Annotated in this window: 10 protein-coding genes; 5 read left to right on the top strand and 5 right to left on the bottom strand. The window is 71.5% G+C overall.

Translation table 11 applies throughout. The features are described from left to right. Nucleotides 1-41: 41 nt before the first annotated feature. Both DC434_RS17220 and DC434_RS17215 read left to right on the top strand, forming a co-directional pair. Nucleotides 42-911, top strand: coding sequence for a PHP domain-containing protein (locus tag DC434_RS17220; RefSeq protein ID WP_116636544.1), 870 nt, complete (start codon nucleotides 42-44; stop codon nucleotides 909-911). Nucleotides 912-974: 63 nt separating this feature from the next. After that, a complete protein-coding gene (locus DC434_RS17215) occupies nucleotides 975-1,910 on the top strand; it encodes a DUF817 domain-containing protein (RefSeq protein WP_116636543.1) in 936 nt (311 codons plus the stop codon). Here DC434_RS17215 and DC434_RS17210 read toward each other — a convergent pair. Beyond that, nucleotides 1,897-3,420: a DEAD/DEAH box helicase gene (locus DC434_RS17210; RefSeq protein ID WP_116636542.1), complete on the bottom strand. Its 1,524-nt coding sequence runs from the start codon at nucleotides 3,418-3,420 to the stop codon at nucleotides 1,897-1,899. The two genes, DC434_RS17215 and DC434_RS17210, sit on opposite strands and share 14 nt — an antisense overlap. 192 nt (nucleotides 3,421-3,612) lie before the next feature. On the opposite strand from DC434_RS17210, the gene DC434_RS17205 reads away from it, so the two are divergent. After that, nucleotides 3,613-4,326 (top strand): ferritin-like fold-containing protein, encoded by a 714-nt coding sequence (locus tag DC434_RS17205; protein WP_116636541.1) that lies wholly within the window; start codon nucleotides 3,613-3,615, stop codon nucleotides 4,324-4,326. Here the strand turns inward: DC434_RS17205 and DC434_RS17200 are convergent. The 3 genes from DC434_RS17200 to DC434_RS17190 are packed head-to-tail and all read right to left on the bottom strand — an operon-like array spanning nucleotide 4,323 to nucleotide 5,358. Further along, a complete protein-coding gene (locus DC434_RS17200) occupies nucleotides 4,323-4,820 on the bottom strand; it encodes a hypothetical protein (protein WP_243408994.1) in 498 nt (165 codons plus the stop codon). The genes DC434_RS17205 and DC434_RS17200 overlap by 4 nt on opposite strands. Before the next feature lie 18 nt (nucleotides 4,821-4,838). Then, nucleotides 4,839-5,126, bottom strand: a complete 288-nt coding sequence (locus tag DC434_RS17195) for a hypothetical protein (RefSeq protein ID WP_116636540.1) — start codon at nucleotides 5,124-5,126, stop codon at nucleotides 4,839-4,841. A gap of 7 nt (nucleotides 5,127-5,133) precedes the next feature. Then, on the bottom strand, nucleotides 5,134-5,358 hold the full coding sequence (locus tag DC434_RS17190; RefSeq protein WP_116636539.1) for a DUF3107 domain-containing protein: 225 nt from the start codon (nucleotides 5,356-5,358) through the stop codon (nucleotides 5,134-5,136). Between the two features lie 149 nt (nucleotides 5,359-5,507). Between DC434_RS17190 and DC434_RS17185 the strand changes: the two genes are divergently transcribed. Both DC434_RS17185 and DC434_RS17180 read left to right on the top strand, forming a co-directional pair. Continuing rightward, nucleotides 5,508-8,717, top strand: coding sequence for an ATP-dependent DNA helicase (locus DC434_RS17185; RefSeq protein ID WP_116636629.1), 3,210 nt, complete (start codon nucleotides 5,508-5,510; stop codon nucleotides 8,715-8,717). Then, nucleotides 8,681-12,220 carry an ATP-dependent DNA helicase gene (locus DC434_RS17180; protein ID WP_243408993.1) on the top strand — a complete coding sequence of 1,180 codons (3,540 nt, stop codon included), beginning with the start codon at nucleotides 8,681-8,683 and terminating at the stop codon, nucleotides 12,218-12,220. Before DC434_RS17185 ends, DC434_RS17180 begins: the two co-directional genes overlap by 37 nt. Here DC434_RS17180 and DC434_RS17175 read toward each other — a convergent pair. Next, the gene (locus DC434_RS17175) at nucleotides 12,166-13,581 is read right to left on the bottom strand and encodes a hypothetical protein (RefSeq protein ID WP_243408992.1); all 1,416 of its coding nucleotides are present in this window, start codon (nucleotides 13,579-13,581) and stop codon (nucleotides 12,166-12,168) included. The genes DC434_RS17180 and DC434_RS17175 overlap by 55 nt on opposite strands. Nucleotides 13,582-13,627: the final 46 nt, after the last annotated feature.

The following is a 13,627-nucleotide window of genomic DNA, read 5'->3' as shown; positions in this document are numbered from 1 at the left end:
GCCTGTGAAGTCCCTGCCGCCATGCTCGGTACGCTCGGAGGATGGCCACTCCGTCCTCTGGATTCGCCGGTCCCGCCGACCTGCACCTGCACTCCAACCATTCCGATGGCACGGAGAGCCCTGCGGAGGTGGTGCGCCAGGCGCACGCGCACGGCGTGCGGACGCTCGCCCTGACCGACCACGACCGCTCGACCGGCTGGCAGGAGGCGGGGGAGGCGGCCGCCGCGCTCGGGGTGACGTTCATCCCCGGGATGGAGCTTTCGGCCAAGCACGAGTGGCGCAGCGTGCATGTGCTCGGGTACCTCTTCGATCCGGAGGACCCGGCTCTCTTGGCCGAGACAGAGCGCATCCGCGGCGACCGGATCGGACGCGCGGAGCGGATCGTCCGCAACATCGGCCGCGACTACGACCTGCACTGGGACGACGTCGTCGCCCAGACCACGCTCGACGCCACCGTCGGTCGCCCGCACATCGCCGACGCCCTGGTCGCCCGCGGGATCGTGCGCGACCGCACCGAGGCCTTCGACGGCATCCTCCATCCGCGCGAGGGGTACTACGAACCCCACTACGCCCCGGACCCGCTCACGGCGGTCCGACTCATCACGGACGCCGGGGGAGTGGCGGTCATCGCCCACCCGGTCACCGGCCGTGATCTGATGATGCCGGTGCCCTACCTCGAGCGCCTCATCGCCGCAGGCCTCGGCGGATTCGAGATCGACCACCGGGAGAACACCGAGGCGGGCAAGCGGAAGCTGCGGGAGATCGCCGCCGCGCACGACCTCATCGTCACCGGGTCGAGCGACTACCACGGCAGCGGCAAGCCCAACCGCCCGGGGGAGAACACGACGTCCGAGGAGATGGTCGCCCGGATCATAGACCGCGCGACCGGAACCGCCCCGCGCTTTCCCTGATCCTCGGCATTCTGTCGGGACACTCCCGGCCGGCTGTCGAGCGCCACGGATACGGTTCCAGGCATGCAGCGAGCGACTTCCCTGGAGCGCCGCGTCGATGCCGCCGCGAGGCGCGTGCTCCTCGGCGCTCCGGCGGACGGCATCCGCGCGGGACTCGTCGAGTTCGCGGTGTTCGTCCTCAAGCAGGCCTGGGCGTGCATCTTCGGCGCCGCGCTGCTGATCGTGATCGTCGCCGCGCAGCTCTGGTATCCCGACGACGCGGCCCTCGCCCGCAACGACGCGCTCACGATCGCCGCGGTTCTCATCCAGATCGCGATGCTGGTGTTCCGCCTCGAGAGCGGACGCGAGCTCTGGGTCATCGTCCTGTTCCATCTCACCGGCACGGCGATGGAGCTGTTCAAGACGGATGCCGGCTCGTGGGCCTATGCCGCCGACGGCGTTCTCCGCATCGGCGGGGTCCCGTTGTTCAGCGGCTTCATGTACGCGGCCGTCGGCTCGTACATGGTGCGCGTCTACCGGCTGTTCGATCTGGGGTTCACCCGCTACCCGCGTCGATGGATCACGGCGATCCTGGCCGCGGCGATCTACCTGAACTTCTTCACGCACCACTGGTGGTGGGACGCCCGCTGGGTGCTGCTCGCCGGGGTCGTGGCGCTCTGGGTGCCCACCGTGATGCACGCGCGTGTGTGGCGTCGCACCGTTCGGCTGCCGCTCCTGCTCGTCTTCGGCGGCGTGGCGGTGTTCATCTACCTCGCTGAGAACATCGGCACCTGGGCCGGGGCGTGGGCGTACCCCGATCAGGCGGAGACCTGGCAGCCCGTCTCGCTGAGCAAGCTGAGCTCGTGGTTCCTGCTGATGATCATCTCGGTGGTGCTGGTCGCGTGGGTCTATCCGCCGCAGATTCCCGGGGCGAGGCTGCGCGCCGGTGCCGGAGACAGCGGAGGGGCGGATGCCGCTCGCGCAGCATCCGCCCCTCCGACGTCGATCAGGCCCCGGTGACGGGGGCGGCGCCGGGGGCGCCGGAGCCGCCGCGACGGCGACGACGACGGCGTGCCGGGGCGGGCTTCCCGTCGTGGTGCTCCTTGCCCGCACCGTCGTGGGTGCCGCTGCCGTCGGCGCCGCGATCGGCGGACGGAGCGGTCTGGCCGTCGGAGGCGGTCGACTCGGAGCCGCCCTCGGCGAAGGTGGAGCCGACCGGGTTCTCGCTGTTGCGACGGCGACGGCGGCGACGCGTGCCGCTCTCATCGCTGCCCTCGGCGGCGGCATCCGCTGCGCGCTCCGGGCGACGCGTGCGCTCGGTCTTCACCGACTGCGTCTTCGGGGCGGTCGTCAGACGACCCTTGGTGCCCTCGGGGATGTCGAGGTCGGAGAACAGGTGCGGGCTCGACGAGTAGGTCTCGACGGGCTCGGGCTGGCCGAACTCGAGGGCCCGGTTGATCAGGGCCCACTTGTGCAGGTCCTCCCAGTCGACGAAGGTCACCGCGATGCCGGTCTTGCCCGCGCGACCGGTACGGCCGGCGCGGTGCAGGTACGTCTTGTCCTCGTCCGGGATGGTGTGGTTGATCACGTGCGTCACGTCGTCGACGTCGATGCCGCGGGCGGCGACATCGGTCGCGACGAGCACATCGCGCTTGCCGGCCTTGAACGCGGCCATCGACCGCTCGCGCTGATCCTGACCCATGTCGCCGTGCACGCCGCCGACGTTGAAGCCGCGGTCGCCCAGCTCGTCGACGAGGCGCTGCGCGGCACGCTTGGTGCGCGTGAAGATCACGGTCTTTCCGCGGCCCTCGGCCTGCAGGATGCGGGCGATGATCTCGTCCTTGTCCATCGAGTGCGCGCGGTAGACGAGGTGCTTGATGTTCGCCTGCGTGAGGCCCTCGTCCGGGTCGCTGGCGCGGATGTGGATCGGGTTCGTCATGAAGCGGCGGGCGAGTGCCACGATCGGGCCGGGCATGGTCGCCGAGAACAGCTGCGTGTGCCGGACGGCCGGGACCTTCTGGAAGATCTTCTCGATGTCGGCCAGGAAGCCCAGATCGAGCATCTTGTCGGCCTCGTCGAGCACGACCTCGGTCGCGTTGGAGAGGTCGAGCAGGCGCTGCCCCGCGAGGTCGATCAGACGACCGGGCGTGCCGACGACGATCTGCGCGCCGGCCTTGAGCTGGTCGATCTGACCCTCGTAGGCCTTTCCGCCGTAGATCGCGACGACGCTCGTGGAGCGGTTGCTGGTGAGCAGATCGATGTCCTCGTACACCTGCACCGCGAGCTCACGGGTCGGGACGACGATGAGCGCCTTCACCCCGTGCTCCGGGTCCTTGCCGAGCCGCTGGACGACGGGGATGCCGAAGCCGAAGGTCTTGCCGGTACCCGTCTTCGCCTGGCCGATGATGTCCTGGCCGGGAAGGCCGAGGGGGATGGTCTGCTCCTGGATGGGGAAAGCGTCGACGATGCCCTTGGAGGCGAGCGCGTCGATGATGTCCTGATCGATATTGAGATCAGCGAAAGTTGTCACTTGTTCAGATGCCTGTCCGGCGACCCTCTGGGGCGCCACGTAAACGGATCCACGCCGTCTCTTGTGCCACAGGCGCGGGGGCCCGCTCCGACGGCGGGACACGCCCAGCCTACCCGAGGGGCGGTGCGGGCCAGGAAGAGGTGCTGCGCCCGAGTATTGTGAACGACGTGGTGAACTCGACAGGGAGGCCCCGTGGTTAAGTGGTTCTGGCAGCGCGACGCCGCGCCGCGCCGCACGCTGGCCCTCCGCAGCCGGGGCGATCAGGGCGACGCGACCCGCGTCGACTTCGCCGAGCTCGCGCCGGAGCTGAATCGCTTCCTCGGGCAGGCCGCGTACCTCCAGCTCGGCTACTTCGAGACGCTCACGCGTCTGATCCGCGCGACGCCCGAGCTCTCCGAGAAGGAGTCCCTCTCCCGCGCGGCCGGAGCGGCGCTGACGAAGCATCGCGCGATCGTCGACCTCATCGCGGAACGAGGCGACGACCCGACGCAGCTCATGCTGCCGTTCCGCGAGAACCTCGACGCCTTCCGCCGCAAGACCATCGGCGCGCGCCCCCGCGAGACCCTGCTGGCGGTCTACATCACCGCGGGGATGCTCGACGACTTCTATCTGGCGCTGGCCTCGAGCTACGCCGACACCGGACGCCGGGTGGTCGAGATCCTCCGGGAGGACGATGCGCGTCACGAGATCGTCGCGATCATCCAGGAGACGATCGAGAGCGACGAGGAGTGGCGTTCGCTGCTGTCGATGTGGGCGCGTCGGCTCGTCGGCGACACGATCCTCGTCTGCCGCTCAGCGCTGCGCCCGGAGCGGCTCGCGGCCGACGACGAGCGCATCGAGCCCGTGTACACCGAGCTGATGGGCGCGCACGCGCGGCGCATGGACGCGATGGGGCTCGCCTCCTAGGCCGACCGCGTCCGCTCCAGCTTCCGGGTCAGGCGCCAGGCGATGACGAGCGGGATCACGCCGAGCACCCCGAACGACATGTCGATCAGCTGCCATCCGAGCGGGATGCCGCGGATGCCGCCGGCGATCAGGGCGAGCGGGATGATCCCGGCGCAGGCGATGACGCCGAACTGGATGACCCAGATGTTGCGCACCGGATCGACCAGCGGGCCGATGAAGACGACCGCGATCACGAGATGCGCGTAGGCGAGCCAGTCCGTGCCGTAGGAGATGAACGGGTAGCGTCCGTCCACGTCGGCCAGCGCATCGGCCACCCGGTCGACCCACGCCACGGCGTCGGGGAACCAGCCGGCGGCAGGAGATGCGTGCAGGATGTCGGAGCCGATCGCGAGTTCGATCCGCAGCGGAAACGCCGTGACGCCGCTCACGAACAGTCCGAGGATCATGATCCCGATGCAGATCCTGATCCAGCGCAGCGTGCGCCGCTCGTCCACGTCAGCTCGGTCGCCGGGTCAGATCCCGAGCGCGGCCTTGGCCTGGGCATCCGATCGGCGGCGCACCGCGACGATCGCCACCGTCGCCAGGACTGCGACGGCCACGGCTCCGAGGACGCTCGCGAGCCAGAGCCAGATGCTGTCCTCGCCGAGCCCCGCCCACTGCAGGCCGGTGTACGCGATCGCCGACACGGCCGTCGCGATGGCCGGAGTCACGGCGACGCCGCGCAGGTCGCGGCCGCCGATCAGATAGTGCGCGCCGATGCCGAGAGCGCACGCGCCGATGAGCGCGAGGAGGATGTACATCGTCCGGTCAGGCGACGAAGCCGACGCGGCGGGATTCCTCGGAGCCCAGCTCGATGTAGGCGAGGTTCGCGGTCGGGACGAGGTAGGAGTTGCCCTTCACGTCGGAGAAGTTCAGGTGCGTCGAGCTCTGCTCGAGTGCGGCCGAGACCTGGGTGCGGACCTCGTCCGCGCTCGCGCCGGTGTCGAAGCTCAGCTCGCGGCCGGTGTTGATGATGCCGATGCGGATTTCCACGCGTGCTCCTTGAAGTTCGTCGGACGTCCCAACTCTACCCCGCGCGCACCGGGCAGGATCGGCCGCCGGAGCCGGTTTCGCCGTGAGCGCACACGGCGTGCGGGCAGGGCGCGGCGACGATGTCCGCGCGCCCCGATACCGTGGAGGACATGACACCGGATGCCGCGCAGCGAGCCGTCGTCGCCGCCGCGTCGACCGCCTCGGGGGTCATCATCGGCGCGCCGGGCACCGGGAAGACCCGCACCCTCGTCGATCGCGTCGTGCACCTGCTCGACACCGAGGGGATGCGCCCGGAGGAGGTGCTCGTGCTCACGCCGAGCCGCCAGGCCGCGACCGCGCTGCGCGACCGGATCGGCGTGCGCATCGGGCAGGCGACTCCGGGGCCCCTCGCTCGCTCGCTGGGCTCGTTCGCCTTCCAGCTCGTGCGCGGCGCGATGGTGCGTGCCGGCGCCGAGCCGCCGGCTCTGCTCACGGGCGCCGACCAGGACCGCATCATCGCGGAGCTGCTGGCGGGCGACGCCGAAGACGAGCGCATCCCGTGGCCCGAGGCGCTCAGCGCATCCGTGCGCGCGTCCAAGGGATTCCGCTCCGAGCTGCGAGCCTTCCTCGCGGAGTGCACCGAGATCGGCGCCCACCCCGACGAGCTCCGCGCGTCGGGCAACGAGGTGTGGGCCGCCGCGGCCGAGTTCCTCGTCGAGTACCGTGCGGTGCTCGACGCCCTGCGCTCGGCGCACCGCGACGCCGCCGACCTGCTCAGCGAGGCGAGCGCGATCCTGCAGACCGCCGAGCCCGCTGCGCTCGGTCCGCTCGCGTCGCTGCGGGTCGTGCTCATCGACGACGCGCAGGAGCTGACCCGAGGCGGGATCGCCGTGGTCGGGGCTCTGCGGAGCCGGGGGATCGCGGTGCTCGCGTTCGGCGATCCCGACATCTCCTCCGGAGCCTTCCGCGGCGCCAGCCCCGAGCTCTTCGCACAGCTCGCCGGCGTGCTGGGCGACGTGCGCGTCCTCGACGGGTCGCACCGTCAGCGTCCGGCGCTCACCGCTCTGACGCGCACCGTGACCCAGGCGATCGGCGTCTCCGGTCGCGTCGAGCACCGCCGGGCGCCGGTGCCGGTGGCCGACGAGGCTGCGGCGGCCGTGAGCACCTTCATCGCCCCTTCGCCGTACGAGGAGCTGGACCGCATCGCGGGCGTCATGCGCGACTGGCATCTGACCGACGGCGTCCGCTGGGATCGCATGGCCGTCATCGCGCACGACACCCGTCAGGTGACGACGCTCGAGACCGAGCTGGCGGCCCGCGAGATCCCGACACGAGCGGCAGGCGTCCAGCGTCCGCTCGGCAGCGAGGGCATCGTGCGCGACATCGTCGGCGTCGTGCGTCTCGCGCTGACGCCGGCCGACGAGCGGACCCCGCAGGCGCTGGAGGAGGCGCTGCGCACCCCGTTCGGCGGGATGGACGCCATCGGGCTACGGCGTCTGCGTGCGCGGCTGCGGCACATCGAGCTCGAACAGGGCGGGTCGACCCCTGCCCGCGAGCTGCTGCGGCAGGCGATGGCCGCTCCCGCCCACCTGACGCTGATCGACGCTGCCGAGTCCCGCAGCGCGGCGCGGTTCGCCGAGACGATCGCTGCGCTCGCCGATGCCGCGTCCGCGGGAGAGACCATCCACGACCTCCTGTGGCGGGTGTGGGACCAGGCCCGCGCGGTCGACGGACGCAGACTGCATGTGGCCTGGCGGGAGATCTCGCTTCTGCCGACCGGTGCCGAGACCGCACGTTCCCTCGATGCGCTGGTGTCGCTGTTCGACGCGGCGAAGCGTTTCGTCGAGCGCTCGCCGAACGAGAAGCCCGAGACGTTCGTCCGCGACATCCTCGACAGCGAGGTCCCCGAGGACTCGCTCTCGACGCCGGATCGACCGGGCAAGGTGACGCTGCTGACGCCGGCGACCGCGCTCGGCACCGAATTCGACGTCGTGGTCGTCGCCGGTGTGCAGGACGGCGTCTGGCCCAACGTCCGCCTGCGCGGAGGACTGCTGCAGACCTGGCGGCTCGCCGACGAGATCGAGGCCGCTCGGACGGGGACGAGAATCGAGGCCCCCGGCGTCGTCGACCGTCGCCGCGCGGCTCTGCACGATGAGCTGCGCCTGTTCGTGCGGGCCATCTCGCGCGCGCGCGACCGGCTCCTCATCACCGCGGTCGACGACGACGACATGACGCCCAGCGCTTTCTTCGGCTTCCTGCCCGCCCCCGAGCCGCCGGAGCGTCACGTGTCGGCCGAGCATCCGCTCACCCTGCGCGGCATGGTCGCCCGTCACCGTCGCACGCTCACCTCCGTGACCTCCGAGACGCTGCGGCGCGAGGCGGCCGCGCAACTCGCCGTCCTCGCCCGCGAAGGCGTGCCGGGCGCCGATCCGGCCGAATGGTACGGCGTGACCCCGCGATCGACGGATGCTCCGCTGCGCGATCTGGCGGTCGCCGGGGCGCGCGTGTCGCCCTCGAAGATGGAATCGTACGAGGAGTGCGGCCTGAACTGGGTCGTCGCGGCTCTCGGCGGCGACACCGTCATGCCCCCCACGGCGGGGATCGGGACGATCGTGCACGAGGTGATGGAGCGGGTTCCCGACGGCGACCTCGAGCAGATGCGCGCGATCGTCGCCGAGCACTGGCCCGAACTCGACTTCGAGACCGAGTGGATCGGGCGCAAGGAGCGTCGGCGCGCCGACCTGTTCGTCGATCGGCTGCATGCGTACCTCGGCGACGTGCGCCGTGACGACGGCCAGGTCATCGGCAGCGAGGTCGAGTTCCGGTTCGCCGTCGACCTGGCGGACGAGGAGGCCGCACCCGTCGTGCACGCCGTCGGCGAGGACCGCGCGAATCAGGCCATCATCCACGGGTACATCGACCGGGTCGAGGCCTATCCGCCGGGGCTCGGCGAGCATGCGCATGCGCGCGGCCGCGGCTGGGAGTCGATGTCGGGCGGTCCGGCCGGGCCGACCGTGGTGGTCGACCTGAAGACCGGCAAGACCGATCCGGAGTCCGACTCCGGCGTGCTCGAGCATGCCCAGCTCGCGGCGTACCAGGTCGCCGTGCAGCAGGGGCTGATCGAGGGTGCTCCGCCCGAATCGCTCGCCGGTGCGCGCCTCGTTATCGTGTCGAAGACCCTCGCGAAGAGCGACTACCGGATCGCCCACCAGCACACGCTCGACGACGAGTCGCGCTCGGCCTTCCTGCGCCGAGTGGCGGGCGCGGCGCGCGGCATGTCGGCGTCGAGCTTCACGGCCCAGGTCGAGTCGCACTGCGCCGACACGCAGCGCCGCGTGCACCCGTGCCGCATCCACACCGTGCCGGCGGTGAGCTCGTGACGGCATGGGCGGTATCCGGCAGCCTGTCCGCGACCGACATCGCCGCCGCCCTGGGGCAGCCGCCGCCCACCGCGGCGCAGCAGCGCGTGATCGAGGCGCCACCTGAGCCGGCGCTCGTCGTCGCCGGCGCGGGCAGCGGCAAGACCGAGACCATGTCGGGACGCGTCGTATGGCTCGTCGCCAACGGGCACGTGCGCCGCGACGAGATCCTCGGGCTCACCTTCACGCGCAAGGCGGCAGGGGAGCTCGCCGAGCGGATCGGGACCCGCCTCTCCGTGATCGACGAGTACGGACGACGGGGACTGCTGCCGCATCTCGACGAGATCGTTCGCGGCGATGCGCTCCGCCGCGTCACGGATGCGGCGTCGGGACGTCAGCGCGAGCTCGTGCGCACCCACGTCCTCGACGAGCTGGCGTCGGGATTCGGGACGGGGTGGGATCCGGCGACGCCCCGCGCCGCCGAGGACCTGATGATCCGTCCGCGGGTGTCGACGTACAACGCCTTCGCCGACGGGATCGTCCGCGAGCACGCCGCGCGGATCGGTCGCGACCCCGACGTGGCGATGCTCAGCCAAGCCGCGTCCTGGATGCTGGCGCGCGAGGTGGTGCTGCGCAGCGACCTTCCCGAGCTCGAGAGCATCGACTTCGCTCTCGGGACCGTGATCGACGCCGTGCAGCGGCTGGCCGGGGATGCGCTGGATCACCGCGTCGATCTCGACCTCGCGGAGCGGATCGCGCGGGAGCAGGCACTCGCCTTCGCCCCCTACCGGTCGAACGCCGACGTCGAGAAGGCGGCGTCGAACCTGCTGAGCCTGCCCACCCTCGCCGACCTCGTTCGCGACTACATGGCCGAGAAGGAGCGGCGCGGCGTGCTCGACTTCGCCGACCAGGTGGGCGGCGCCTACGACATCGTCGAGTCCGCCCCCGACGTGCGCGCCGAGCTCCGCGAGCAGCACCGTGTCGTGCTCCTCGACGAGTATCAGGACACCTCCGTCATCCAGACCCGGTTCCTCGCCGAGCTCTTCCGGGATTCCGCGGTCATGGCGGTCGGCGACCCGCACCAGTCGATCTACGGGTGGCGGGGCGCGAGCGCCGACAACCTGTACGCCTTCTCGAAGACATTCGCGAGCACGGGAGCCGCGCAGACGTACAGCCTGATGACGAGCTGGCGCAATGACCGCGGCATCCTCGACATCGCGAACCGCGTGCTCGAACCCCTGCAGCGGCCGGGACTCGATGTGCCGCCGCTCGAACCGCGTCCGGGCGCGGGCGACGGAGTCGTGAGCGTGCGCTTCCCGTTCACGGTCGACGACGAGGCCGCGGCCGTCGCGGAATGGTTCGCCGAGCGTCGCGCCGCGCACGAGGCGCAGGGTGCAGCCGGAGGGCAGGGAGACCACGGTCCCCACACCGGCGCGATCCTCTTCCGGTCGAAGAGGCACATGCAGACCTTCGCCGGAGCGCTCGCCGCCCGCGGCATCCCGCATCGGATCCTCGGCCTCGGGGGACTGCTCACGACGCCCGAGGTGGTCGATGTCGTCTCCACGCTGCGGGTCGTCCACGACCCGACGGCGGGGTCGGCACTGATCCGCCTGCTCACCGGACCGCGCTTCGGCGTGGGGGTCGCCGACATGGGTGCGCTGTACGACCTCGGTCGCACGCTCGCCGAACGAGACACCGACATGGCGCCCTTGCCGGAGGAGGTGCGGGCGAGGCTGCGTTCGTCGCGCGGGGCCGACGAGGCGGTGTCGATCATCGACGCCGTCGACGTCGTGCGCGCGGTCAGGGACGACTACCGCATGCTCGAGGAGATCACGCCGGAGGGGCGCGCACGGATCCGCGCGGCCGGCGAGATGCTCGAGCGCCTGCGGCGGGCATCCTCGCAGCCGATCCCGGAGCTGATCCGGTTGATCGAGATGGAGCTGCGGCTGGACATCGAGCTCGCGTCGAACGAGACCAGGGGCCCTGCCCGGATCGCGGCGACCCAGCTGCGGGCCTTCGCCGACGAGGTGCGGGCGTTCCTCGCCGCGGACGACCGCGGCACCATCGGAAGCCTCCTGGCCTGGCTCGACAAGGCCGAGAGCACCGATGAGCTCATGCCCCGACCGGAACCGCCGGAACCGGGGGTCGTCCAGCTGCTCACGATCCACGGTTCGAAGGGGTTGGAGTGGGACGCGGTCGCCGTGGTCCGGCTCGTGGCCGACGAGCTGCCCAGTCGCGTCTCGGACACCTCGGGCTGGTTCGGCTTCGGCGTGGTGCCCTTCGCGCTGCGCGGCGATCGCGATGCGCTGCCGCGCTTCGAGTGGGATCCCGTCGAGGCGATGGGGGAGGAGACCGACCCCGAGAAGCGGCAGAAGCTCGCGCAGGCCTCGCTCTCCGGCGGAGCGACGAAGGCCAACCCTCAGGGCGGGGCCCTCAAACGCTTCAAAGACGCGCACCGCGCGTATCAGCAGCAGGAGGAACGTCGGCTCGCGTATGTCGCGGTGACGCGTGCGCGGACCGACCTGCTGCTCAGCGGTGCGCACTGGGCGGGGCAGAAGGCGCCGCGCACGCCGAGCCCCTACCTCATCGAGGCCATCGAGGTGCAGGGGCTGGAGCCGATCGAGCCGGTCGACCCGGACGAGAATCCCTACGAAGGGCCGGGGTCGACGCTCACCTGGCCGCTCGATCCGCTGGGTGCACGGCGCGCCGCCGTGACCGCGGCGGCGGCAGCTGTCGATCAGGCGACCAGGACCGGCGTCGCGCAGCCTTCCCCGGAGCTGACCCGCCTGCTCGCCGAGCGCGCCGCACGCCAGCGGGGGACGGATGCCGCGGCCCCGACCCGCGTCCCGGCCTCGCGCTTCAAGGACTACGTCACGGACTTCACCGGAACGCTGTCCTCGATCGTGCGGCCGATGCCCGAACGGCCCTACCGGCAGACGCGGCTGGGCACGCTGTTCCACGCCTGGGTCGAGCAGCGCTCAGAGCTCGTCGGCGTCGGAAGCCGTGTCGATGAGGCGCTGTGGGAGCTCGACGAGGACGAGCCGCCCACCGAAGCCGGGTTCGCCGCCGGCGGCAGCGCCGACGGTCCGACGTCGTCGGCGGATGCCGCAGATCTCGCGGCGCTGCAGGAGACGTTCGAGCGCAGCGAGTGGGGCGGCCTGAAGCCGATCGCCGTCGAGATCGAGATCGACTTCGCGCTCGGCGCGGGTGTCGACGGGACCGAGCAGGCGCACATCGTCATCTGCAAGCTCGACGCCGTCTATCGTCGTGACGACCGCGGCGGGCGCATCGAGATCGTCGACTGGAAGACGGGCAAGGCGCCGCGCACGGCGCAGGAGCGGGACGAGCGGATGCTGCAGCTCGCGCTCTACCGTCTCGCCTACCACCGACGCTTCGAGGTGCCGTTGGACGAGATCGACGTCGCGCTGTACTACGTCGCGGACGATCTCGTCATCCGCGGCGACCGGGTCTACTCGGAGGACGAGCTCTTCCAGCGCTGGAGCGCGGCGCGCGCCGCGCGCTGAGCCTCTTCCGAGTCGTCGGCGGATTCCTCCGCGGAGGCGTCGCCCGAGGCGTCGGCTTCGCGGCGCTGCGGAGCCAGCGGATGCGAGTCCTCGCGCACGCCGGCGACCCCGTTCGTGCCCGCGAACATGCTCGCGACGCCGGACAGATCCTCGGTCTCGAGATTCAGCATCTCGGCGCGGTGGGCGGCATCGGCGCTCTCCGGGTCGGATGCCTCCTCGCGTGCGGCCCACGGCGGGGTGGGCTCGGCATCGGCATCGGCGTCATCATCGTCATCGCGCGCGTCGTCGGAGTCGGCGGCGGCGGCCCAGAGCTCGTTCGGGTTGTAGGCGTCCGTCTGCATGGACGTGTCCACGTGGGTCGCGGCGGTGGCCGGCACACGGTCCAGAGCGTCGAGTGCGGAATCTACCCCCTCGCTCCGGGCCGCGATGATGCTGAGGTCGTCGGTGCGCAGGCCCTCGGCGAGGGATTCGAGCAGCGCGGCCGCGTCATCGACGATGTCGGGCCGGCGTATCGCGTCGCCGTGCACCAGCCACCGCGCGAATTCGAGCTCTGCCAGCAGTCGTGCGCGGACCTCGAGACCGGGATCCGGTGCGCGATCGACCGCACGCGCGTAGGTCGCGTGCACGTCGGGCGCGGCATCCGGTGCAGCCGACAGCCAGGAGAGATCGACGGCGGGGTCGCCGACGGAGAGCCCGTGCCATCCGACGAGGCCGGTGACCTCGGGGCCGCGCTCGGGGTGATCCGTGAAGACGAACGAGGTCGCCTGGACGCCACCGAGGACCACGGTCGACTCGAACCGCCACAGGTCGTCGTCGGCGACGGCGTCGCGCCAGCGCACCGTGAGGCGCGCGGGCACCCGGCCCGTCGCCGCTGCGGAGTCGATGAGGCGGCTCAGCTCGTCACGGGTCTCGTCTGCCGAGCGGGTCACGAGACCGGCTCCGCGGACGACCGAGGTCGGCATCCCGTGGACGGCGGCGATCGCGGCACCCATCGATTCGGCCGCGCCACGCCCGGCCGGGACGAGCGAGGCGTCGATCTGGAATCCGGGGAGGAGCTCGGTCACCAGCGCGCGGCCCGCGCCGACCGATGTCTCGCCGATGTACTCGGGCGCCTGGAACGGCAGCATCGCGCGGGCGCCGTCGGTCAGGGCACGCAGCGCCAGGGCCTCCGCGGCCAGTTCTCGAGCGGCCTCCTCGTCGTCGGCGACGCGGATCGCGAGTTCACGGCCGTCGGCCAGAGAGGCGACCGCCGAGTCGAACCGGCCGTCGCCGTCGGCGCTCAGAGGGCGAGCACCCGTGACCTCCGCGCCGGGCAGTGCGGCCGTCACCGCCGCGGCTAGAGTGAATGGAGAGCGTCCCATGCCCCCAGGGTAGGTCGACGCCGGGGCGGTCCCGCCTCCGCCACGC

The organism is Microbacterium sp. TPD7012 (assembly GCF_003075395.1).
Taxonomy (GTDB): domain Bacteria; phylum Actinomycetota; class Actinomycetes; order Actinomycetales; family Microbacteriaceae; genus Microbacterium.
Note: the sequence above shows the minus strand (reverse complement) of the source record. Positions and strands in the feature narration are given on the sequence as shown.

Excerpts from the sequence above, each read along its gene's own strand:
- DC434_RS17220 (WP_116636544.1), top strand. The coding sequence starts at position 42 with ATGGCCACTCCGTCCTCTGGATTCGCCGGTCCCGCCGACCTGCACCTG.
- DC434_RS17215 (WP_116636543.1), top strand. The coding sequence starts at position 975 with ATGCAGCGAGCGACTTCCCTGGAGCGCCGCGTCGATGCCGCCGCGAGG.
- DC434_RS17195 (WP_116636540.1), bottom strand. The coding sequence starts at position 5,126 with ATGTACATCCTCCTCGCGCTCATCGGCGCGTGCGCTCTCGGCATCGGC.
- DC434_RS17185 (WP_116636629.1), top strand. The coding sequence starts at position 5,508 with ATGACACCGGATGCCGCGCAGCGAGCCGTCGTCGCCGCCGCGTCGACC.
- DC434_RS17175 (WP_243408992.1), bottom strand. The coding sequence starts at position 13,581 with ATGGGACGCTCTCCATTCACTCTAGCCGCGGCGGTGACGGCCGCACTG.